Raw genomic sequence first — 24004 nt, 5'->3', positions numbered from 1 at the left:
ACCAAACCGGACCAGGTTCCAACGGCCCAAGCTGCTGCCATTGCAACAGCACCCACCCCCTCTTCCACCGCTTCGTCCAGCACCACGGGGGAGGGCCGGCCCAGGTTGCTGGTCCTGGATGGCCATTCCATGGCGTTCCGGGCCTTCTACGCCCTCCCCGCTGAGAACTTCTCTACTGCCAGAGGCCAGTACACCAACGCCGTGCATGGGTTCACCTCCATGCTCATCAACCTGATCAAGGACCAGAAGCCCACGCACGTCGCCGTCGCGTTTGATGTCTCTGACGACACCACCTTCCGCAAGGCCGAGTACAGCGAGTACAAGGGCGGCCGTAACGCCACGCCCGCGGAGTTCCAGGGCCAAATCGCCCTCATCGCGAGGGTTATGGAGGCGTGGGGAATCAAGACCATTGCTCTGCCCGGCTACGAAGCTGATGACATCCTGGCCACCCTTGCGGCCCAGGCGGATGCCGCCGGCTTTGAGGTCCTCCTGGTCTCCGGGGACAGGGACTCCTTCCAGCTCATCAACGACAACGTCTTTGTGCTCTATCCCAAGCAGGGCGTGAGCAACATCCCCAAACTGGATGCAGCGGCCATCGAAGAGAAGTACTTCGTCAAGCCCGCGTTGTATTCGGACTTGGCTGCCCTGGTGGGCGAATCGGCGGACAACCTTCCGGGCGTACCCGGCGTGGGGCCAAAGACCGCCGCCAAGTGGATCAACCTCTACGGTGGCCTGGAGGGCATCCTGGAGAACCTTGACGCCATCGGTGGCAAGGTGGGCGGAGCGCTCAAGGAGAACCTTGAGAACGTCAAACGGAACCGCAGGCTGAACCAGCTGCTGACAGACCTCGAACTGCCCGTCAGGCTCGAGGACCTCCACGAGCCGCGCCCGGACCGCCAGGCCATCGAGGAACTGTTCGAGGAGCTGGAATTCCGTACGCTCCGCCCCCGGCTCTTCGATCTCTACGGCGACGACACCACCGGTGCTGCCCCGGACACCATCGAAGCCCCCGAGTTTGCCATACTCCAGGGCGCCGCTGAGCTTGAGGCCTTCTTCAGCGCCGGTTCCGGCACTCGTTCCGCGATAGCCATCCAGCCTGTCCAGGGCCGTATCGGCGAGGATGCCAGCGCGTTGGCTGTGGTCCGGAACAATGGCGCTGCCTACATCGAGCTCAGCGGGCTGGATTCAGCAGCCGAGTCGGCGCTGGCCAGCTGGCTCCGGGACCCTGAAGAAGCCAAGGTGGTGCACGAGTTCAAGGCCGCGCTCAAGGCCCTGCACAACCGTGGTCTGGGCTTGGAAGGCGTTGTGGATGACACGTCGATTTCCGGATACCTGATCCAGCCGGACCGCCGTAGCTACGACCTCCCGGAGCTCGCCCAGGTCCACCTCAAGATCTCCTTGGGCGTTGTGACCGCATCCGCCGGGCAGTTGGAGCTGGACCTCACGGGAGGCAGCGACCAAGCCGCGGCCGCAGCGCTCGTCCAGCAGGCCGCCGTCGTGCATGCCCTCAGCAAGCACTTCGAAACGGAACTTGCCGGTATCAAAGCCGACGCCCTGCTGACCACGCTGGAGCTTCCGGTGTCCCGGGTCCTGGCGCAGATGGAACTGACCGGTATCTACGTCTCCACGGACCGCATGGACGAACAGCTTGCGGACCTCACCAAGGTGATCGAGAACGCCCAGGAACAGGCGTTTGCGGCAATCGGTCATGAGGTAAACCTGGGATCACCCAAGCAGCTCCAGACCGTCCTGTTCGAGGAACTTGGACTTCCCAAGACCAAGAAGATCAAGTCCGGCTACACCACCGACGCCGCATCCCTGAAGGGCTTGCTGGAAAAGACCGGCCACGAGTTCCTGGTGCAGCTCATGGCCCACCGCGAATCCTCAAAGCTCGCCCAGATGGTGGAAACCCTCAAGAAGTCCGTCGCGGATGACGGGCGTATCCACACCACCTACGCGCAGAACATCGCCGCCACGGGCAGGATCTCCTCAAACAACCCCAACCTGCAAAATATCCCGGTGCGCAGTGAAGAAGGCCGCCGGGTCCGCGGGATCTTCGTGGTCAGCGAAGGGTATGAATGCCTTCTGTCTGCTGACTACTCACAGATTGAAATGCGCATCATGGCCCACCTCTCCGGTGACGAGGCGCTGATCCAGGCCTACAGGGATGGCGAGGACCTGCACCGCTTCGTGGGCTCGCGGATCTTCAATGTCCCTCCTGCCGAGGTCACCAGCGCGATGCGCTCCAAGGTGAAGGCGATGTCCTACGGCCTGGCTTACGGACTGACCTCGTTTGGCCTCTCAAAGCAGCTGGAAATTTCGGTGGATGAGGCCAGGACGCTGATGAAGGACTACTTCGATCGCTTCGGCGGTGTGCGTGACTATCTCAGGGGCGTTGTGGACCAGGCGAGGATGGACGGTTACACGGCCACCATTGAAGGTCGCCGCCGTTACCTCCCGGACCTCACCAGCACCAATCGTCAGGCCCGGGAAGCAGCCGAGCGCATTGCGCTTAATTCGCCCATCCAGGGTTCCGCCGCCGACCTCATCAAGCGGGCAATGCTGGGCGTCTCAGCCGAACTTGCGAGCCAGGGCTTGAAATCGCGGATGCTCCTCCAGGTCCACGACGAACTCGTCCTCGAGGTCGCCCCGGGAGAGCGCGACGCCGTCGAAAAACTGGTCGTAGAGCAAATGGGGAGTGCTGCTGAGCTGTCTGTCCCGTTGGACGTCCAGCTCGGCGTAGGGTCCAGCTGGTACGAGGCAGGCCACTAGTAACCCGCACGTTCGAAAGGATCGCCGGCGGGCGCGCCGCCTTGATGGTGGCGCGCCCTCCGGCGTCTGGCTAGGCTCGGGGGCGTGGCTGATCCCAATGAAAGTAATTCCGAAACGAACTCCGCCGAGAAAGATGCCGACAAATACAGGGTTCAACAATTCCCTGCAGTAACTGATCCTGAGGACCCTGTCTACTCTCGCTGTGCGGCATGGGTCCAGGCAGTCTCGCACGGCTTCCACCAGCACAGGCGTGACGAGGAGTACATCGCCAAGACCCTGGCGGCCTACCGCACAGACCAGCGTGAATTGACCGGGGTGTACATCAACGGAGACGTTCCCGAGCACGCTCTGGGCGTCGAGGTCCCGGTGGCCACGTACGGCACCATGCGCAAATCCCTGAATATCGGGTTTGGCCGACAACTGGAATCAAACCTGGTGACCAACGTGACTGTCCGTGGAACGCACCGGCGCAAAGGGCTGCTCCGGGGCATGATCACTGCTGACCTTGCCGGCGCAAAGGACGATGGTCTCGCCATGGCAGCGCTGACCGCCTCAGAGGGGTCCATCTACGGCCGCTTCGGTTTTGGCGTGGCTACCTTTGAACGCAGCATCAAGGTCGACACCGGCCCTCGTTTCCGCCTCAAGGGGTTGGCGACAGGAACGGTTGAGGTGGCTGACTCCAGCGTGCTCCTGGAGGTTGCGCCACAGATCTTCGGCCACGTCCAGCGTGCGACTCCTGGCTCAGTAGACCGCCAAGAGTACTATCGCTTGCTGGCTTCCGGAGCGATCGGCCATGACGGAAAGCCTGATACCAGTGTCCGAAGCGCCCTGCACTACGATGCCTCCGGAACACTGGACGGCTACGTTTCCTATCGCTTCAAGGGCTGGGATCACAAGCCCTACACCATGGAAATCGTGGACCTCGTTGCTGGTACCAATGCGGCCTATCTCGATCTCTGGCGCTTCCTTGGGAGCATCGATCTCATTGACCAGGTGACGTGGGCCGAGGCCCCCGTGGACGATCCGCTGACCTGGGCCTTGCAAGATCCCAGATGCATCGACTCCTCGGATGTTCGGGACATGTTGTGGCTACGGATCCTGGACGTTCCGGCAGCGCTGGCCGCCCGACGGTATCCGATTGCCGGAAAGCTCGTCATGGAAGTCTCGGATACACTTGGTCTGGCTGGTGGCACATGGGCGTTGGTGTCCGACGGCGGTGCTACCGCGGCCGTCACCGAGGCATCCGGCCAAGAACCTGATCTCCGCATGGATGTCGCGGATCTCGCGTCCATCTATCTTGGTGCTGTGTCCCCAGTGACGCTCACTGCTGCCGGGCGGATGAGCGAAGGCAAGCCCGGTGCCGCGTTCGCAGCCCAGCAGCTTTTTGCTGTGGAACGGCCGGCGCACTGCCTCACTCACTTCTAAAAAGCACTTCCGGAAATAAGCACTTTTACGAGCGACTCACATACTCAATAGACAAGGACATCCATGGGGGATTCCAAGCGGCGGCCGTTGGCCGGCCGGCGTTCGGTGCTGCTTGGAATGGCGGGGCTGGCAACTGCAGCTCTGGCGGCTTGCGCGGACAACGGGAGAGGGGCGCTCCCGGACGCCGCCGGACCAGGGCAGATGGCCCCTGGTAGTCCCTCAAATGGGCCCGTGGTTGTCCCACCAAACGGACCCGGGGCCGGCCCTGCGACGCCACCGCCCTCCATCGCCGCGCTGTCCAGTGAGCAAGCTGCTGCTGCCCTCGCCGCCAAGGCCGGCAGCGGTGAGGGAGGCAGCGGCGACGCAGGCGACCAGAGCCCAGTGCCGCCGTCGAGCGCTCCCGCATTGCCAGCCGCCATCCCAGGCAAGCCGCAGATCCTGGCAGAATTTGGATCCCTGCGGCCGCAGGAGTGGGGCCTTCACGTGACGGGTGTGGTGAACAATTCGGCATCCCGGCATGTGGCCCTCACGTTCGATGCCTGCGGCGGCCCAGGCGGAACCGGCTGTGACCACAAGCTGCTCAAGTCACTTCGCAGCCTCAACGTCCCCGCCACACTTTTCATTAACAGCCGTTGGATCAACGCGAACAAGTCACTTGCCGCGGAACTGGCCGCCGACCCCCTGTTCGAGCTCTCGAACCACGGCACACTTCACCTGCCCTTGTCAGTCAATGGCAAGTCCGCTTACGGCATAGCCGGAACGGCAAACCCTGCGGCAGTGTACGAGGAATTGATGGGCAACCAGGCCCTCATGCATGAGTTAACCGGGGTTTCCCCGCGCTTCTTCCGGCCAGGAACGGCGTTCTACGATGACGTCGCTGCCAGCATGACCCGCAGGCTGGGGATGCTGCCAGTCAACTTCACGATAAACGGCGACGGCGGGGCCACCTTTGCGCCGGCTACCGTCGCCGGGGAAGTGGCCAAGGCAGCGGCGGGAGACATCGTCATCTCGCACTTCAACAGGCCGGGCGCCGGAACTGCAGAGGGTTACGCGAGGGCTTTGCCTCGCTTGCTGGACCGGGGGATTACGTTCGCGCGGCTCGGAGACGTCTTGCCTGTATGAACGCCTTTGCTGGTCCTGCCGGAGTCCTTTTGACCCTGCTTTGCAGATACGACTAGAATAAACGGGCGTGTACTACGTGCATGCGTCCATTTTGTATTAATCCACAAATCAGGATGACCCGGTATTTTGCCGTGTTCTGCCGTCCGGACCCGGGCGGCAGCGGTTTGCCTGACCGACTAACTATCCACAACGGAGCCCCTACTACATGACCATCACCTCCACCGAGAAGCCCGGTACCCCCGTAGTCGCCATTAACGACATCGGTACCGCTGAGGACTTCCTCGCAGCTGTCGACGCCACCATTAAGTACTTCAACGACGGTGACCTCGTCGAAGGTACCGTCGTCAAGGTCGACCGCGACGAAGTCCTGCTCGACATCGGTTACAAGACCGAAGGTGTCATCCCTTCCCGCGAGCTTTCCATCAAGCACGACGTTGACCCCGGCGAAGTTGTTGCCGTTGGCGATCAGGTCGAAGCTTTGGTTCTCACCAAGGAAGACAAAGAAGGCCGTCTGATCCTCTCCAAGAAGCGTGCTCAGTACGAGCGTGCCTGGGGCGACATCGAGAAGGTCAAGGAAGAAGACGGCGTCGTTACCGGTACCGTCATCGAGGTTGTCAAGGGTGGCCTCATCCTGGACATCGGCCTGCGCGGCTTCCTGCCCGCATCCCTCGTCGAGATGCGTCGTGTTCGCGACCTCGCTCCGTACATCGGTCAGCAGATCGAAGCCAAGATCATCGAGCTGGACAAGAACCGCAACAACGTTGTGCTGTCCCGCCGTGCATGGCTCGAGCAGACCCAGTCCGAGGTCCGCTCCACGTTCCTCAACAAGCTGGAAAAGGGCCAGGTTCGTCCCGGCGTTGTTTCCTCCATCGTCAACTTCGGTGCATTCGTGGACCTTGGCGGCGTAGACGGCCTCGTTCACGTTTCCGAGCTCTCCTGGAAGCACATCGACCACCCGTCCGAGGTTGTCGAGGTTGGCCAGGAAGTCACCGTCGAGGTCCTCGAAGTGGATCTGGACCGCGAGCGTGTCTCCCTGTCGCTCAAGGCTACGCAGGAAGACCCGTGGCAGACCTTCGCCCGCACCCACGCCCTGGGCCAGGTTGTCCCGGGTAAGGTCACCAAGCTGGTTCCGTTCGGTGCATTCGTTCGCGTCGAAGACGGCATCGAAGGCCTCGTTCACATCTCCGAGCTGGCTGTCCGCCACGTTGAGCTCGCCGAGCAGGTTGTCTCCGTTGGGGACGAACTGTTCGTCAAGGTCATCGACATCGACCTCGAGCGTCGCCGCATCTCCCTCTCCCTCAAGCAGGCTAACGAGGGCGTTGACGCTGACAGCACCGAGTTCGATCCCGCTCTGTACGGTATGGCCGCTGAGTACGACGAAGAGGGCAACTACAAGTACCCCGAGGGCTTCGACCCCGAGTCGAACGAATGGCTCGAAGGCTACGAGACCCAGCGCGCCGCTTGGGAGCAGCAGTACGCTGACGCCCAGACCCGTTGGGAAGCCCACAAGAAGCAGGTTGCACAGCACGCTGCTGACGACGCTGCCGCTGCAACGTCCGGTGAGAGCGATTCCGGCACCACCAGCTACTCCTCGGAGCCGGCTGCTGCTGAGTCCAACGCCGGTACCCTGGCGTCCGACGAAGCTCTCGCAGCACTGCGCGAGAAGCTGACCGGCAACTAATTCCGCCACCCCTCACGGGATGCGCTGAATAGCCACAGAAGGACCCCTGCCATGCGGCAGGGGTCCTTCTGCCTAAGCAACGTGGCTTCTCAAGAATCTGCTCGTCGACATCGGCCAGTCCCACCCGGGGTTGCATAGTTGATTCAGGGCACATCGATCCACTCCGTTCCCTGCGGACTCAGTGTGCCCGTGCCTGCAGTGAGGGCCGCTACACGGGAGTGCGCCTCCGCCAAGGCGTCGCTGTTGTCCGCCAGCGCGACCCGGAGGACTGTGTGCTTGGCTTCATAGCTGGTGTTTGCCATGACAAAGCCGGATCCGCGGAGTTCGTTCTCCAAGCGTCCGGCGTCCGCGTGCGGCACGTCGATGTCGCAAAGCCGCAGCCGCCGACGCTGCACCAGGGGTGCCAGTTCCAAAGCTGCAGATACCGATTCGGAATAGGCACGGACCAGCCCGCCCGCGCCAAGGAGGATTCCGCCGAAATAGCGGACGACGACGACACTTACGTCGCTAAGGTCGGTCACCCCGGGTGCTGTCTCACGTTTGAGCAGTGCTTCCAGCATGGGAATACCGGCCGTGCCCGACGGTTCGCCGTCGTCACTGGAACGTTGAATCATCCTGTCCGGACCTACAACGAAAGCCGAACAGTGGTGCCGTGCGTCATGGAACTCGCGTCTCAGCGCAGCCACCAGGGAGCGTGCAGTTCCTTCGTCCGGCGAGCGGCGGAGAACAGTGATGAAGCGGGAACGCCGGATCTCCAGTTCGTGGCGGAAATCCGGACCTTCAGCCAGCGTTGTGTAACTGGTTGCACGGCTGTCATCCTCAATTTCCACCGCTTCAGTCTAGTGTGGAGGGGTGTTGAAGATCGGGCTGACGGGCGGTATCGCCTCGGGAAAATCGCTGGTGGCTGCCAGGCTGCAGGAGTTGGGGGCCGTGCTCATTGATGCTGACCTCATTGCCAGGCAAGTGGTGGAGCCCGGAACTCCGGGCCTCGCCCGCGTAGTAGAGGCTTTTGGACCGGGGATCCTGGGCCCTGAGGGGAGACTGGACCGGCCCGCCCTTGGGGCCATAGTTTTCCAGGATCCCTCACGGCGTGAAGTGCTCAACGGCATCATCCACCCGTTGGTCCGGGAGTCAGCAGCCGCGATCGTTGCCCAAGCCGCGGATGAAGACATTCTGGTCCAGGACATTCCCCTGTTGGTTGAGACAGGGCAGGGGAGTGCTTTCCATTTGGTGATTGTGGTGGATGCTCCCGATGACGTGCGGATACAACGCATGGTAGACCTTCGCGGGATGAGCCCGGAGGACGCGCGTTCCCGAATGGCGGCCCAAGCCAGCCAAGAGGCAAGAAACGCTGCAGCGGACATCGTCCTGGAAAATTCCGGCAGCCGGGAGGAACTGCTCGCCACAGTGGATGCCTTGTGGTTCAGTCGACTGCTGCCTTTCGCGGACAATTGCCGGCGGGGAGTTCGTGCCCGGCGAACAGAAGGGCCAGTCCTGTCTGCTTCCAGAACCGACTGGGGCCCGCAAGCGGCCCGACTGTCCTCGCGGATCCAGGCAGCAGCACCGGAGGACATCCTTGCCGTGGACCACATTGGATCTACCTCGGTGCCCGGGTTGGCCGCCAAGGACGTCATAGACCTTCAACTGACTGTTGCCGATCTTGAGGTGGCGGATCGGATTGCGCCACATCTGGCCGCGGCCGGATACCCGCGTGTTCCGGGCGTCGTCGCAGACACCCCGAAGCCGTCACAGCCGGATCCGGCCCAATGGCAGAAACGCTTCCATGCCAACGCGGATCCAGGACGCCCGACGAACCTGCATGTGCGCGTTGCCGGCTCGCCCGGCTGGAGATACGCGCTGCTGTTTCGTGACTGGTTGAGGGCCGAAGCTTCTGCCGTTGCCCTGTATGAGGGGCACAAGCGCGAACTTGCTGCACAACATGCCAGCGACCCCGGCACGGCTGCATACGCCGATGCCAAAGAACCCTGGTTCACGGATGTGGCCTGGCCGCTGATGGATGAGTGGGCCAGCCGCACCGGCTGGCAACCGCCGTCGTATTCTTCTGTTGCAGCGGGACTTAATTCCGAACAATAAACTGTCGGGGTGCGGGGGTAGATTGGTGTCATGAGTCTTGCCCAGGAGATCAACCGTGTCGTCGCGCCCTTCGAAGTCGTCAGCGATTACCAACCCGCCGGCGACCAGCCGGCGGCAATTGCGGAACTGACAGAACGCATCAACAACGGCGAGAAGGATGTTGTCCTTCTCGGCGCTACCGGTACGGGCAAGAGCGCCACCACAGCCTGGCTTATTGAGCAGGTGCAGCGTCCCACGCTGGTCATGGTTCAAAACAAAACGCTGGCAGCCCAGCTGGCCAACGAGTTCAGGGAACTCCTGCCCAACAATGCGGTGGAGTACTTCGTCTCGTACTACGACTACTACCAACCCGAAGCGTACGTACCCCAGACGGATACGTTCATCGAAAAGGACTCCTCGGTCAATGAGGAAGTCGAGCGGCTTCGGCACTCGGCAACCAACGCACTGCTGACCCGGCGAGACGTCATCGTGGTGGCCACAGTCTCCTGCATCTACGGCCTGGGAACACCCGAAGAGTACATCGCGGGCATGGTGACGCTCACCAAGGGCGCCGAAATGAACCGTGACCACCTCCTTCGCAAGTTCGTTTCCATGCAGTACGCGCGCAATGACATGGACTTCCACAGGGGCACCTTCCGCGTCCGTGGGGACACCGTAGAGATCATTCCCATGTACGAGGAACTCGCACTCAGAATCGAATTTTTCGGCGACGAAATCGAGAACATCTACACGCTGCATCCGGTAACGGGCGAGGTCATCCGCGAGGAAACGGAAATGTACGTCTTCCCGGCCTCCCACTACGTTGCCGGCCCGGAGCGGATGGGCCGCGCAATCTCGGCCATCGAGGACGAACTCGCCGAGCGCCTGAAGGTGCTGGAGAGCCAGAACAAGCTGGTGGAAGCCCAGCGGCTGCGGATGCGGACCACCTACGATCTCGAAATGATGCAGCAGATGGGTTTCTGCAACGGCATCGAGAATTACTCACGGCACATCGACGGCCGTGCAGGCGGTACGGCACCGCACTGCCTGCTGGACTACTTCCCTGACGACTTCCTTCTGGTCATCGACGAATCCCACGTCACCGTCCCGCAAATCGGCGCCATGTACGAAGGGGACATGTCCCGCAAGCGCACGCTGGTGGACCATGGGTTCCGGCTGCCCTCGGCCATGGATAACAGGCCTTTGAAGTGGGACGAGTTCCTTGAACGCATCGGCCAGACCGTCTACTTGTCGGCCACACCCGGCAAGTACGAGCTCGGGAAGGCAGACGGCACTGTCCAGCAGATCATCCGACCCACTGGACTCATCGATCCCGAGGTGATCGTGAAGCCCACCAAGGGACAGATCGATGATCTCCTGGGCGAAATCCGCCAGCGCACTGAACGCGATGAACGCGTCCTGGTAACTACGTTGACCAAGCGCATGGCCGAAGACCTGACGGACTACCTCCTGGGCCACGGCGTCAAAGTCCAGTACCTCCACTCCGACGTCGACACTCTCCGCCGGGTTGAGCTGCTGCGTGAACTCCGGATGGGAGTCTTTGATGTCCTGGTAGGCATCAACCTCCTGCGCGAAGGCCTGGACCTGCCTGAAGTCTCGCTGGTCAGCATCCTGGATGCGGACAAGGAAGGCTTCCTGCGTTCATCCACGTCCCTTATCCAGACGATTGGCCGTGCCGCTCGAAACGTGTCCGGCCAGGTCCACATGTATGCGGACAGGATCACGGACTCCATGGCGCACGCCATCGAGGAAACCAACCGTCGCCGCGCCATCCAGGTCAAGTACAACACCGACAATGGCGTTGATCCCCAGCCGCTTCGGAAGAAAATCGCTGATATCACGGACCAGCTGGCCCGCGAAGATGCTGATACCCAGGAGCTCCTGAACAACAGGCTGGCCAAGGGAGCCAAACGTACCTCGGGCAGCAAGGGTGCAGCCACCGTCCGGAAGGACGGACTGGCCGCGGCTCCCGCAGAAGATCTGGTTGGCCTGATCGAACAACTCACGGAACAGATGCACGGGGCCGCTGCCGAGCTGCAGTTCGAGGTCGCCGCCCGAATCCGCGACGAAGTGGGGGAGTTGAAGCGCGAATTGCGTCAAATGCAGTCCGCAGGGCACGCCTAAGGTAAGGTTGTGGTCACGTAGGGGAGTATCCCAAGCGCTATGTCCGTCAGCACGCAAGGCACAGATGCCTCGCCGGACTTAGTGGGCCGCTGAATGTGCATTCACCGCACTGGCAGGCCGGAGAGACTTACACCGCTTTCCCGTACCCTGCGAAAGGCCTGCATTAATGGAGCTTCCAATCTGGTTTGAGGTCGGCTCATTCGTCGCCCTCGGCATCATCCTGCTCATCGACCTCCTCCTGGTGGTCAAGCGTCCCCACGAACCATCAATGAAGGAAGCCGGCCTCTGGGTCGCCTTCTACGTTGCCTTGGCCCTGGTCTTTGCCGGTGCCATGTTCTACTTCACTGGCCCCGAATATGGCAGCCAGTTCGTCGCCGGCTGGGTTACTGAATACAGCCTGAGCATCGACAACCTGTTCGTCTTCATCATCATCATGGCCCGCTTCTCCGTGCCCCGGAAATACCAGCAGGAAGTGCTGATGGTGGGCATCATCATCGCMCTGGTCCTCCGCGGTATTTTCATTGCCCTGGGCGCGGTGGTCATCGAGCAGTTCAGCTGGATCTTCTACATCTTCGGCGCCTTCCTGCTGTGGACTGCCTGGAAGCAGGCCACAGATTCCGGTGAAGACGAAGAAGAAGGTGCCGAAAACCCCTTGGTTGCGCGCCTGCGCAAGGTCCTTCCGATGTCTGAAAAGTTCGACGGCGGCAAGCTGCGGACCACCGTAAACGGCAAGAAGGTCTTCACCCCGATGGTGATCGTCTTCGTGACCATCGGCATGACCGACCTCCTGTTCGCGGTGGACTCCATTCCCGCGATCTTCGGCCTGACCCAGAGTGCCTTCATCGTCTTCACAGCCAACATCTTCGCGCTCATGGGCCTGCGCCAGCTGTACTTCCTGCTGGGTGGACTGATGAGCCGGCTGATCTACTTGAAGCACGCCCTGTCAGTCATTCTTGCCTTCATTGGCGTCAAGCTCGTCCTGCACGCAATGCACGTCAACGAGCTTCCGTTCATCAACAACGGCCACCACATCGAGTGGGCTCCCGAGATTCCTACCTTCGTTTCTTTGGCGGTCATTATCGGCACGATCGTCGTAGCAGTCGTCGCCAGCTTGCTCAGCCCGGCGGCACGCCAGTCCAAGCTGGACGCACGGTTGGAAGAGGACTCGAAGAAGAGCTTGAGCGAAGCCGAGTAACCGGGCTGTGAAAGTTGTAGTCTCGTGAAGTGACTACCACTTCTACTACGGCGCTGGACCCCCAACGGGTCCAGCGTCGTACTGTTTTCCTGCTCAGTTCGGCCCAGCTCCTCAGCGGAGTCGGCAACGGCGCCACATTGTCCATCGGATCGCTCCTGGCCGTGGATCTGTCCGGGTCCGAGGCGTGGGCGGGATCGATCACTACTGTCCTCACCCTCGCGGCAGCCTTGACTGCCCTACCGCTGGCACGGCTGGCGGAAGCGCGCGGACGCCGGGTGGGCCTCGTTTCTGGCCTGCTGGCTGCCATGATCGGGGCAGTCCTGGTGATGGTCTCCGTGGTGGCCGAATCATTCCCGTTGCTCCTGCTCGCTGCCGGTTTTCTCGGACTTGGTACAGCCGCCAACCTTCAGGCGAGGTTCGCCGCCGTCGACCTCGCCCACGCTGAGCACCGCGGCAGGTCACTGTCCACTGTCGTCTGGGCGATCACTATCGGAGCCGTGGCCGGTCCAAACCTCATCCAACCTGGTGCCGCAGTGGGGTCCGCGTTGGGCCTGCCACCCATTGCCGGTCCTTTCGTCTTCTCAGCCGCAGGTCTGTTCCTGGCGGCGGTGTTGCTCTTCATCGGTTTGCGGCCGGACCCGTTGCTGCTGGCGCGGCGGTTGGCCTCGGAGTCCGCAGGCTCGGGGACCCTCCCTGTCAGGGGCACTATCCGCTCCGGCCTTCAAGCTGTTCGTTCCTCGCCTCGGGCCATCCTTGCGCTTGCAGCCGTGGTTGCTGCCCACGGCGTCATGGTGGCGATCATGTCCATGACGCCCTTGCACCTGCAGCAGCTGGTGGGCGGTTCACATGCCGGCCATCACGGCGGAACAACCGACAGCACAGACGCCTTGGTTGTCATTGGGCTGACAATTTCGCTGCATATCGCCGGCATGTTCGCCCTCTCGCCGCTCTGGGGCTGGCTAACGGACAAAGCCGGCCGCATCCAAACGATCGCCATAGGGCACGGACTTCTGCTAGTGGCAGTGCTGATCGCGGGAATCGGTCAGCAAGAGCCCGTATTGGTGACCATAGGCCTGATCATCCTTGGCCTTGGATGGTCCGCCGCGACCATTGCCGGGTCCACGCTCCTTGCTGAAAGTGTTGCCCAAGAGCAGAAGGTAACCGTGCAAGGCGTTTCCGATACGCTCATGGGCGCGGCGGGTGCAACGGGCGGCGCCACATCCGGACTTGTCCTCGCCTGGCTCGGCTACGAAGGGCTGAACATAGCCGCCGGAGTGCTGGCCGCTGTGATGCTGGCACTGACAGCCGCCACCGCTGCCCGGGCGCGCCGTGCAATCCCTGCCTAGGACGGATGTGGCCTCAGCGGGAACCCCGCACCAGCCCGAAAAGCCGCCCAAAGATGCCTTCGCCGTCTTCCCCGATGCCGTCATGGTGGAAGTCGTCCGTCACCCAGGTTTGAAGCCCACGGACTGCCGCGGCGGTTTCCATTGAGAGGTCATGGTCTACGTAGATGTCGTCCTTGTAGACGGCCGCTGCCACTGGAACCTTGTTGACCGTCAACTGCTGGTGGTCATACAGGGGACACCAATCCGACTTGGCAGCCAGCAAGGCGGCTACGTCGTGGAGCGGGATCAGCGCCGGATCCTGTTCGAAGTACCAGGGGTAGACCATTTCTCCCGTGAGCAGGGGGGCCTCCGCTGCCGGCTTGAACTCGGGGAACTCTTCCAGCACGCGCCACGCTGCCCAGTCCGTGGCCTCGCCCTGCCCGTAGATCGATTCATGGAGTACCGCGTACAAGGGGTTCCCTGCCCGGCTCACGAGACTCCGTACTTGCTCCAGGAACACTTCCGACAGTCGTTCACCCAAAGGCGTTTCGATGAAAGCGTCCTCCAGGAGGTAGTGCAGGGAGTCCACCCGGGTGTTGCCGCCGAGGAATGATCCCACCATCTGAAACCGCTCGGGCGTCAGCCGTTCTCCGCTGGCCAGGAATTCCTCATGCTGTTCGAGGTGGCGGACGATCCTGGTGACAGTTTCGCGGTCTTCCGGATACCAGGCGAAGTACTCCGCGTTCCGCTCCGCCACCCGCCGGAATGTGGCACGGTACACGCGCTCGGCCGGGCCATGCAGGGGAGCAAGTCCTCCCGTGATGAGGACCTCCCGCAGCCCTTTCGGGGCAAACGACAAATAAGTCAACGCGCAGAATCCACCAAAGCTCTGGCCCAACACTGACCATGGCCCGGAATCCAAGGCATGCCGAATGAACTCGGCGTCGGCCACGATTGAATCAGCCCGGAAGTGCGTCAGGTAGTCAGCCTGGGCTGCGACGTCACCGCGGAGCGCCAATGACTGTCGCTCCACAGGTGTGGAGAGGCCCGTGCCACGCTGGTCCAGCATCAGGATCCGAAAATCCTTGGCCGCCGCCTTCATCCACCCTGACAGGGAAGTGACACGGTTCCCGCGCCCACCAGGTCCACCTTGGAGGAACAGCAACCATGGAAGTTTGGCGGCCTCCTCCTCTGAGTGATCGGTGGAGGAATACTCCCGTGCGAACACGGTGATCGTTTCGCCGCTCGCCTGGTCGTCCGTAACGGATTTAGCCGAACCATGGTCCAGGGGGACAGTGAAGTAGTGCTCGGCGGTTCGGAGGCCTCGGAATTCATGCCGGGCGCGGATACGGTGAGCGTCGGTCAAGGCTCGCGTCTCAGCCATGGGCAAGAGCCTTGTTGCTTGTGCTGGCACCTGCTCCGAACGCTTCCAGCGCCTCGCCGGTCAGCCTGAACGTGGACCACTCCTCCATGGGGAAGGCGCCAAGGTTCTTGTAGAACTTGATGGACGGTTCGTTCCAGTCCAGGACGCTCCACTCCACCCGGGCATAGCCGCGTTCGACGGCGGTCGCGGCCAGATGCTGAAGGAGCGCCTTGCCGTGGCCCTCTCCACGCGCGTCCGGAACGACGTAGAGGTCTTCCAGGTAAATGCCGTGAACACCTTCCCACGTTGAGTAATTCAGGAACCACAGGGCAAAGCCCTGCACTGTACCAGCGGCACTACTGGCCATGCTCGCGTACACCCGCGGGTTCTCTCCGAACAACGCCTCGGTCAGCAGCTCCGGGGTATTCCTGACGGCGTCGGGTTCCTTTTCGTAGATCGCAAGATCGTGGATCATGCGCAGGATTGTGGGAACGTCTTCAACGGTGGCAGGGCGGATTACACTCATGCTTCCGAGCTTACTAGGGGCCGGGCTTTACAGGGGCCGGCCGCCTACCGCCAACGCCGTGCGGACGAACCGTGCGTGACAGGCGGTTCTTGATAAGCAATGGGAACACCGTCCACTGTGATGGGCGGACCGACGTACCGGAGACGGCCATAGGGGCTGTCTACCTCGTGGTAGTCGGGCTCTGGCAGCTCGACGTCAGTCCCGATACCCGTCGGAAGGAGAAGTAGCTCTTCCGCTGTCCGGGCCAGCGAAAGCCGGGCCGTTCCGCCAAGTCCCGTAGCCAGTCGCTGGGTCAGCAAAGCGAATACTGCCGCAGCAAGGCCATAGCCCGTGGCATGATCCAGCGCCTGCACCGGTAGCGCGCCAGGCCGCCACCCGCCGTCGTCGTCATGACCATATCGGTCAGCTATGCCGCACGCTGCCTGGACCAGACTGTCAAAACCACGTCGCCCCTGCCAAGGACCTCCGTGGCCCCAGGCACTCAAGGTGGCCACCACGAGGTCCGGGCGGCGCAGCAGCAGCGCGTCAGGTGTCAATCCAAAACGATCCAGCCCGCCGTCGCGATACCCCATGATCACTACGTCTGCCATCTCCAGAAGTTCCATGACAGCAGCCAGATCGTCCGGATTCCGGAAGTCTGCCTCGGCGCTGCGCTTGTCAAAGCCTGAGTCAATGAAAGCGTCCGTAAGCTCCGGAAGGTGCGGAGGGTCTATCCGGAGGACGTCCGCGCCCAAGGCTCCAAGGAGCCGGGTTGCCACGGGGCCGGCAATGACCCGGGTCAGGTCAAGGACTTTGAGACCTGCCAACGCACGGTATGGAACCGCGGAAGGAACCCACGACGACGGGCGGCTTGGTTCCGTGGTTGCTCCAAGGTGGCCGAAACTGATCCACGGCCCCTGACTGGCCGCTTCAAACATAGGAGCGGCTACCCACTCTTCCCTGGTGCGGACGGCGGCAGCTACGCCGTTGTTGCCAGTAATAAGGTCTTCGGCTTCCAAAGACGTCATGGCCAGTAATGCGCGGTCCACATCGGCAGGTTCGCTGGCCGAGACCGCCTCCATGAGCCGCGCGGCGTGGTGTGGATAGTTGGCGTGAAGGCGGATCCAGCCATCAGCGGTTTTCCGGAAACCGGACAACGGAGCGAACCCTTCAGGTTTCTGGCCACCTATCAGCAGGTGCCCCAGGGAATCGAACGCAGCCGCCGTAGGTCCGGCGTCAACCGAGTACCTGTGCGTCGTTCCTGTCAACGCGTTCAGCCCCGTCGCTGCAGCCCGCACCGCACCCAAAGCCAGGCCTTCCACGTCCAGTGCAGGAACGCCATCTGCAACTGCCCACCATCGTCGCGGTCCGGTCCAGGCCGCCGTGGGTTCTGTGCTCATGACGTCCAGCGCCCGCAAGCTGCTGCCGAGATCAGGGACGGATTCCATGAGACCTCCTTCAGCCGGTTGACTAGAGTCGGTTGACGTTCGTCACCCGAACCACAGCGGTGCCCGTCTCATCGGAAGCGGCGAGATCCACATCGGCAGAGATGCCCCAGTCGTGATTTCCGGCGGGGTCATCGAAGATCTGGCGGACCCGCCACGTGCCGGGTTCTTCGGTGATGATAAGCAATCCGGGCCCACGGGCATCGGGGCCCGTGCCGATGTCATCGTGTTCATCGAAGTAGTCGTCCAGAACCTCTTCCCAGCGTTCGGCGTCCCAGCCGGCGTCGGCGTCCAGCTCACCCAGCGCGGCAGAGTCTTCGTCCGCGAAGAGCTCCACCCTGCGGAACATTTCGTTCCGGACCATGACCCGGAAAGCCCGGATGTTCGTGGTCAAAAGCGGTGGCGGTGGCGGGGGAGCGTCGTGCGGTGTAGGCGTAAGCCCTGACGTGAGCTCCTCCCACTCATCAAGGAGGCTGGAGTCCACTTGCCGGACAAGTTCACCCAGCCAGGCGATGAGGTCCTCGAGGTCCTCGCGCAGCAAGTCCTGGGGCACGGTCTGCCTGAGAGCACGGAATCCATCCGCCAAGTAGCGCAGGACGATGCCTTCGGAGCGGGCCAGTCCGTAGAACTGCACGAACTCTCCGAAGTTCATGGCGCGTTCATACATGTCGCGGATGATGGATTTGGGCGCCAGCTCAAAGTCGCCCACCCATGGGGCAGCCTTTCGGTACACCTCGAAGGCCTCGCCGAGAATCTCCGCCAAGGGCATCGGGTACGTCACTTCGTCGAGCATGGTCATGCGCTGCTCATATTCGATGCCGTCAGCCTTCATGGCGGCAACTGCCTCGCCACGGGCCTTCTTTTGCTGGGCAGAGAGAATCTGGCGCGGTTTCTCCAACGTGGCCTCGATAACCGAAACAACGTCCAGTGCATACGACGGCGACTCTGGATCCAACAGTTCCAGCGCGGCAAGCGCAAACGGTGAAAGCGGTTGGTTAAGGGCGAAGTTGGCCTGCAAGTGGACCGTTAAGCGGACGGAACGGCCTTCGGACTGTTGTTCATCCTCCGGAATGCGTTCAACCACACCCGCGGCCAGCAGTTCGCGGTAGATTCCCAAGGCCTTCTTCATGAGTTTCAACTGCGCCGCGCGGTTCTCGTGGTTTTCGCTGAGCAAGCGCCGCGTTGCCTGGAAAGGATCTCCGGGGCGTTCCATGAGGTTCAACAGCATTGCGTGGGTGACAGTGAAACTTGAAGTCAAGGGCTCGGGTACGGACTCCACAAGGCGCTTGAACGTCGGCTCACCCCAGGAAACGAATCCTTCCGGAGGCTTTTTCTTGACCACTTGGCGCAGTTTCTTCTGGTCATCGCCAAATTTGGCGGTGGCTTTGGCCATGGCTTTGGTGTTCTCCACCACGTGGTCAGGAGCCTGAACCACTACGGTACCGGCGGTGTCGTACCCGGCGCGGCCGGCGCGGCCGGCAATCTGGTGGAACTCACGCGAGTTAAGCGATCTGGTGCGTACGCCGTCGTACTTGCTCAACGCCGTCAACAGAACCGTACGGATGGGAACGTTGATGCCCACGCCCAGGGTGTCGGTACCGCAAATGACCTTAAGGAGCCCGGCTTGTGCGAGTTGCTCCACCAAACGCCGGTACTTGGGCAACATCCCGGCGTGATGGACACCGATGCCATGGCGGACCAACCGGTTGAGCGTCTTTCCGAAGCCTGCGGCAAACCGAAAGCCGGCGATGAGCTCTGCGATCCGGTCCTTTTCATCCCGGCTGCACATATTGATGCTCATCAGGTTCTGGGCGCGTTCGATCGCTTCTGCCTGGCTGAAGTGCACAACGTAGACGGGGACCTGCTTGGTGGAGAGCAGTTCTTCCAGGGTCTCGTGGACCGGAGTGAGGTGATAGTAGTAATGCAGCGGAATCGGACGCTCCGCAGAGCTAACGGTTGTGGTGGGCCGACCGGTGAGTTCAGTGAGGCCGGCTTCGAAACGGCTGACGTCGCCCAGCGTCGCGGACATGAGCAGGAACTGGGCCTGGGGGAGTTCGAGCAGGGGAACCTGCCAGGCCCATCCGCGCTGGGGATCGGAGTAAAAGTGGAATTCATCCATGATCACAGCGCCAAGTTCCGCGGAGGCTCCCTCGCGGAGGGCAATATTGGCCAGGATCTCGGCGGTGCAGCAAATAATCGGCGCATCCTGGTTCACGCCGGAGTCGCCTGTAATCATGCCAACGTTTTCGGCACCGAAGATATCGCAGAGCGCGAAGAACTTCTCCGAGACCAACGCCTTGATGGGAGCGGTGTAGTAGCTTCGTTGGCCGCGGGCCATGGCCTCGAAGTGGGCTGCAATGGCAACAAGCGATTTTCCCGAGCCCGTAGGCGTCGCCAGGATGACGTTGGCGCCAGAGGCGAGTTCCATGATGGCCTCGTCCTGGGCGGCATACAACTGCAAGCCGCGGCCCTCTGTCCACTCAACGAACCGTGTGTAGATCTCATCCGGACCCAAGGGGTTGGAGGCAGTGGAACCAGGGAGCTGCTCAAGAAGTTTCATTGGTTTCCAGCTTAGTGCCCGGACGGTTTAGGCTCGCCCCAGCGCTGCTGCCAAATGCAAGGAGGCTTATATGAGGTGGGATCCATCCAAGTATGTGGAGTTCGGCAATCACAGGGACAGGCCGTTCCATGACCTCGTGGCCAGGATTCAGGCTGAGTCGCCGCGGAAAGTGGTGGATCTTGGATGCGGCCCCGGTAACCTCACAGCCACACTGGCTGTGCGCTGGCCTGATGCCTGCATCGTCGGCCTCGATTCCTCTGGCGAGATGCTTGCGAAGGCAGCTGGACAAGCCCGGAAATTCGCCAACCTGGAATTCGAGCAGGCGGATATTGCTGGTTGGCAGCCTGATCAGGAGACCGACGTCGTAGTAACCAATGCCGCGCTCCAGTGGGTTCCCGGGCACCAAGCCATGCTGGGTCAGTGGCTACGTGAACTTAAGCCGGGTGCCTGGTTCGCCCTGCAGGTGCCGGGAAATTTCACATCCCCTTCGCACACGCTCATGAGGGAGCTCGCCGAGTCATCCAAGTGGTCCTCCCGCCTTGGCGACGTTCTTCGGCATGATGGCGTTGTGGGTAGTCCCGCCGACTATCTTGGGATTATGCTCGACGCCGGATGCGCAGCTGACGCTTGGGAAACCACCTACCAGCAGGTACTACCGGGCAAGGATCCGGTCCTTGAATGGGTGCGGGGCACGGGACTCCGGCCAGTGCTCGCAGCCTTGTCTCCCGAGGATGCCGCCGACTTCGAGCACGAATACTCCGCTTTGCTGCGCAAGGCTTATCCGGCCACAAGCCACGGAACAGTGTTCCCGTTCCGCCGCATCTTTGCGGTGGCCCAGAGGGACACGTGAGGCCGCACGACCCGTTGCCGGCCGTAGCAATTAAGTTTCCAGCCGTCAGTGGCTTGTTCCCGTTCCGCGTCGCTGGTCTAATTCTCGGCATGGACCATGGACGCTTCATTCAGCAGCAAACGCCCGCATGGGTCCCGGCACCTGGCCGGTGTTCGCGATGACTGCCATGGACGGATTTCCCGGGAACTGGCGCCCCAACACCAGCAGCGGAGTTGCCCTTTTTGAGCAGTTGAGACTGCGAATCATCGAACTCGCAGACTCCGGGGTCCTCGCAGTGGGAGCCAAGCTCCCGCCGGTGCGCAATCTTGCGGGCGTGCTGGATGTGGCCCCACATACAGTGGCCCGGGCCTATAAGGAGTTGGAGGCTGCGGGTGTCGTCGCTACGCGGGGACGCAACGGCACCATCGTGTGTGCCCGGGATGACCGCTGGGGCGCGCTTGCGGAGGTTGCCGCCCAATATGCTGCTGCGGCTAAGGCCCAAGGCGCCTCATTCGCCGAAGCGGTACAGCTTCTTGCGGCCGCGTATGACGCTGATTGATACCGATGAGTAGCATGTGAGGCACGACATGGAAATTCGAAGAAGTTTTCGATTAGCATTGGTAGGTGCCCAAAGCCTTAGCTGAAGATGCAGCCATCGATGCCCTGAAGAGCGTAGCCGTCGTTCCCGATACCAAGCCCACCAGGCCGGACCTGTCCCGGCTGGTAGTCAAGGGCGCACGTGAACACAACCTGCGCAATGTAGATCTGGACCTCCCAAGGGACGCGATGATCGTGTTCACGGGCCTTTCGGGTTCGGGCAAGTCCTCCTTGGCCTTCGATACGATCTTCGCTGAAGGACAGCGGCGGTACGTGGAATCGCTGTCGGCCTATGCCCGTCAGTTCCTGGGCCAGGTGGACAAGCCGGACGTGGACTTCATTCAGGGCCTGTCTCCGGCAGTGTCGATCGATCAGAAATCCACCAGCAAGAACCCTCGTTCCACGGTGGGCACCATCACCGAAATTTACGATTACATGCGTCTTCTCTGGGCGCGTGTAGGCCGTCCCCACTGCCCTGTTTGCGGGGAGCCCATCGCCCGGCAGACGCCGCAGCAGATCGTTGACCAGCTGCTGGAACTGGAAAAGGGCACACGCTTCCAGGTTCTCGCTCCAGTGGTTCGCGGGCGCAAGGGCGAGTTCGTCGACCTCTTCAAGGAACTGACCGCCAAGGGATATTCGCGCGCCCGGGTGGACGGCGAGCTGGTACAGCTCAGCGAGCCGCCCAAGCTTGGCAAGCAGTTCAAGCACACCATCGAAGTGGTAGTGGACCGCTTGGTGGTCAAGGAAGACATCAGCCAGCGGCTCACCGATTCCATTGAAACTGCGCTGGGCTTGGCAGAAGGCCGGGTGCTGATTGAGTTCGTGGACCTTGAGGCCGGAGACCCCGCACGTATCCGTGCCTTCTCCGAGAACCTCGCATGCCCCAACGAGCACCCCCTGGCCATCGATGAAATCGAGCCACGCTCTTTCTCGTTCAACAACCCCTTCGGCGCCTGCTCAGCGTGCAGTGGCATCGGAACCAGGCTTGAAGTGGACGAGGAACTGATCGTTCCCAACCCCGAGCTTTCCCTGGCGCAGGGCGCCATCGCGCCTTGGTCCCTGGGCACTGCCACCACCGAGTACTGGAACCGTCTCCTGGAGGGCTTGGCCCATGAACTCGGCTTCTCCATGGACACCTCGTGGGAAAAGCTCCCCAAGGATGTCCGGAACACCGTGCTGCACGGCAAGGATCACAAGGTTGTGGTCCAGTACCGGAACCGGTTTGGCCGGGAACGCAAGTACAGCACCGGCTTTGAGGGTGCCATCCAATATGTGCACCGCAAGCACGGCGAAACCGACTCGGATTGGGCGCGGGACAGGTACGAAGAGTACATGCGCCAGATTCCCTGCCCCGAGTGCAACGGTGCGCGACTCAACCCTGCTTCGTTGTCGGTGTTGATTAATGGCAAGTCAATCGCTGAAGTAGCGGCGCTTCCCATGCGTGACTGCGCGTCGTTCCTCGGCAGCTTGACGTTGACAGACCGCGAGGCGCAGATTGCCCACCAGGTCCTGAAGGAAATTCAGGCCCGTCTGACGTTCCTTCTGGACGTAGGGCTTGAATACCTGAACCTGGAACGTCCTTCCGGGACCTTGTCCGGCGGTGAAGCCCAGCGCATCCGCCTTGCTACCCAAATTGGGTCCGGCCTCGTGGGAGTCCTCTACGTCCTGGACGAGCCCTCCATCGGCCTTCACCAGCGCGACAACCGCCGCTTGATCGAGACACTGACCCGCCTTCGGGATCTCGGCAACACCCTGATCGTGGTGGAGCATGACGAGGACACCATCCATGAAGCGGACTGGGTGGTTGATATTGGACCTGGCGCCGGCGAGCACGGCGGACAGGTTGTACATTCCGGTACTTACAAGGAGCTCCTGGAAAACAAGGAGTCCTTGACTGGCGACTATCTGTCCGGCCGCCGAAAGATCGACATCCCGGCCAAGCGCCGCAAGTACGACAAAAAGCGTGAGCTCAAGGTCATCGGCGCCAGGGAAAACAACTTGGACAATGTGGATGCCACGTTCCCCCTGGGCCTCTTTACGGCAGTCACGGGTGTCAGCGGTTCCGGTAAATCCACGCTGGTGAACGAGATCCTTTACAAGGTCCTCGCCAACAAGCTCAACGGTGCCAAGCAGGTTGCCGGGCGGCACAGGAGTGTGAATGGATTGGAGCACCTGGACAAGGTGGTCCACGTTGACCAGAGCCCCATCGGACGCACACCGCGCTCCAACCCGGCAACGTACACAGGCGTCTTCGACAACATCCGGAAACTGTTTGCTGAAACCACCGAAGCAAAGGTCCGCGGTTACCAGCCCGGCCGCTTCTCGTTCAACGTCAAGGGCGGCCGCTGCGAAGCATGCTCCGGCGATGGCACATTGAAGATCGAAATGAACTTCCTGCCTGACGTCTACGTTCCCTGTGAGGTGTGCCACGGCGCCCGTTACAACCGTGAAACCCTTGAAGTGCATTACAAGGGAAAGACTATTGCCGATGTCCTTAACATGCCTATCGAGGAAGGCGCTGAATTCTTTGCTGCCTTCACTCCCATCGGACGCCATCTGAACACCTTGGTGGACGTAGGACTGGGCTATGTCAGGCTGGGCCAGCCAGCCACAACCCTGTCAGGTGGTGAAGCGCAACGCGTGAAGTTGGCCGCAGAACTCCAGAAGAGGTCCAACGGCCGCAGCATTTATGTTCTGGACGAACCCACTACCGGCCTGCACTTTGAGGACATCCGGAAGCTGCTCATGGTCCTCCAGGGACTGGTGGATAAAGGCAACACCGTGATCACCATTGAGCACAACCTGGACGTCATCAAGTCCGCGGACTGGATTGTGGACCTCGGGCCGAACGGCGGTTCAGGTGGAGGAAAGATCGTCGCAACGGGTACCCCTGAGCAGGTAGCCAAGTCCACTGACAGCCACACCGCAACGTTCCTTGCGGAAATTCTGCGCTAACTGTCCCGGACT

General features: G+C 61.6%; 16 protein-coding genes. 11 read left to right on the top strand and 5 right to left on the bottom strand.

Features of this window, described 5'->3' with window-relative positions:
- Positions 1-129 precede the first annotated feature (129 nt).
- From polA to rpsA, 4 genes are all read left to right on the top strand, one after another.
- The gene (gene polA, locus AB4Y87_RS16645; protein ID WP_442005451.1) at positions 130-2772 is read left to right on the top strand and encodes a DNA polymerase I; all 2643 of its coding nucleotides are present in this window, start codon (positions 130-132) and stop codon (positions 2770-2772) included.
- An 84-nt stretch (positions 2773-2856) separates the two neighbouring features.
- Positions 2857-4197 (top strand): GNAT family N-acetyltransferase, encoded by a 1341-nt coding sequence (locus AB4Y87_RS16640; protein ID WP_442005412.1) that lies wholly within the window; start codon positions 2857-2859, stop codon positions 4195-4197.
- A gap of 63 nt (positions 4198-4260) precedes the next feature.
- Positions 4261-5319 carry a polysaccharide deacetylase family protein gene (locus tag AB4Y87_RS16635; protein WP_442005411.1) on the top strand — a complete coding sequence of 353 codons (1059 nt, stop codon included), beginning with the start codon at positions 4261-4263 and terminating at the stop codon, positions 5317-5319.
- Positions 5320-5524: 205 nt separating this feature from the next.
- Positions 5525-7000, top strand: coding sequence for a 30S ribosomal protein S1 (rpsA, locus tag AB4Y87_RS16630; protein WP_216925808.1), 1476 nt, complete (start codon positions 5525-5527; stop codon positions 6998-7000).
- Between the two features lie 143 nt (positions 7001-7143).
- Here the strand turns inward: rpsA and AB4Y87_RS16625 are convergent, their stop codons facing one another.
- Entirely contained in the window at positions 7144-7830 is a 687-nt protein-coding gene (locus AB4Y87_RS16625) for an IMPACT family protein (protein WP_442005410.1), read from the bottom strand.
- Positions 7831-7852: 22 nt separating this feature from the next.
- Between AB4Y87_RS16625 and coaE the strand changes: the two genes are divergently transcribed.
- From coaE to AB4Y87_RS16605, 4 genes are all read left to right on the top strand, one after another.
- Positions 7853-9094: a dephospho-CoA kinase gene (gene coaE, locus AB4Y87_RS16620; protein WP_442005409.1), complete on the top strand. Its 1242-nt coding sequence runs from the start codon at positions 7853-7855 to the stop codon at positions 9092-9094.
- A gap of 30 nt (positions 9095-9124) precedes the next feature.
- On the top strand, positions 9125-11218 hold the full coding sequence (gene uvrB / locus AB4Y87_RS16615) for an excinuclease ABC subunit UvrB (protein WP_442005408.1): 2094 nt from the start codon (positions 9125-9127) through the stop codon (positions 11216-11218).
- 166 nt (positions 11219-11384) lie between these two features.
- Positions 11385-12413 carry a TerC family protein gene (locus AB4Y87_RS16610; RefSeq protein ID WP_442005407.1) on the top strand — a complete coding sequence of 343 codons (1029 nt, stop codon included), beginning with the start codon at positions 11385-11387 and terminating at the stop codon, positions 12411-12413.
- Positions 12414-12442: 29 nt separating this feature from the next.
- Positions 12443-13759: an MFS transporter gene (locus AB4Y87_RS16605; protein WP_442005406.1), complete on the top strand. Its 1317-nt coding sequence runs from the start codon at positions 12443-12445 to the stop codon at positions 13757-13759.
- Positions 13760-13772: 13 nt separating this feature from the next.
- On the opposite strand, the gene AB4Y87_RS16600 is transcribed toward AB4Y87_RS16605, so the two are convergent.
- From AB4Y87_RS16600 to AB4Y87_RS16585, 4 genes are read right to left on the bottom strand one after another with little or no spacing between them, the layout of a single operon-like run.
- Positions 13773-15122 carry an alpha/beta fold hydrolase gene (locus AB4Y87_RS16600; protein ID WP_442005405.1) on the bottom strand — a complete coding sequence of 450 codons (1350 nt, stop codon included), beginning with the start codon at positions 15120-15122 and terminating at the stop codon, positions 13773-13775.
- Positions 15115-15627, bottom strand: coding sequence for a GNAT family N-acetyltransferase (locus AB4Y87_RS16595; RefSeq protein ID WP_442005404.1), 513 nt, complete (start codon positions 15625-15627; stop codon positions 15115-15117). The genes AB4Y87_RS16600 and AB4Y87_RS16595 overlap by 8 nt, the downstream gene beginning before the upstream one ends.
- A 44-nt stretch (positions 15628-15671) precedes the next feature.
- Positions 15672-17054 carry a CoA transferase gene (locus tag AB4Y87_RS16590; protein WP_442005403.1) on the bottom strand — a complete coding sequence of 461 codons (1383 nt, stop codon included), beginning with the start codon at positions 17052-17054 and terminating at the stop codon, positions 15672-15674.
- Between the two features lie 22 nt (positions 17055-17076).
- Positions 17077-19611, bottom strand: coding sequence for a DEAD/DEAH box helicase (locus tag AB4Y87_RS16585; protein ID WP_442005402.1), 2535 nt, complete (start codon positions 19609-19611; stop codon positions 17077-17079).
- Between the two features lie 70 nt (positions 19612-19681).
- Here AB4Y87_RS16585 and AB4Y87_RS16580 point away from each other — a divergent pair, with 70 nt between their 5' ends.
- The 3 genes from AB4Y87_RS16580 (at position 19682) to uvrA (ending at position 23992) form a co-directional block, all read left to right on the top strand.
- The gene (locus tag AB4Y87_RS16580) at positions 19682-20461 is read left to right on the top strand and encodes a trans-aconitate 2-methyltransferase (protein WP_442005401.1); all 780 of its coding nucleotides are present in this window, start codon (positions 19682-19684) and stop codon (positions 20459-20461) included.
- A gap of 157 nt (positions 20462-20618) precedes the next feature.
- Positions 20619-20999 (top strand): GntR family transcriptional regulator, encoded by a 381-nt coding sequence (locus tag AB4Y87_RS16575; RefSeq protein ID WP_216925843.1) that lies wholly within the window; start codon positions 20619-20621, stop codon positions 20997-20999.
- A gap of 65 nt (positions 21000-21064) precedes the next feature.
- Complete coding sequence (gene uvrA, locus AB4Y87_RS16570; RefSeq protein WP_442005400.1) at positions 21065-23992, top strand: excinuclease ABC subunit UvrA; 2928 nt, start codon at positions 21065-21067, stop codon at positions 23990-23992.
- The last annotated feature ends 12 nt before the right edge of the window (positions 23993-24004 follow it).

Origin of the sequence: Paenarthrobacter sp. RAF54_2 (assembly GCF_052113945.1) — a bacterium.
Lineage (GTDB): Bacteria > Actinomycetota > Actinomycetes > Actinomycetales > Micrococcaceae > Arthrobacter.
This window is presented reverse-complemented; position numbering and strand designations above follow the sequence as displayed.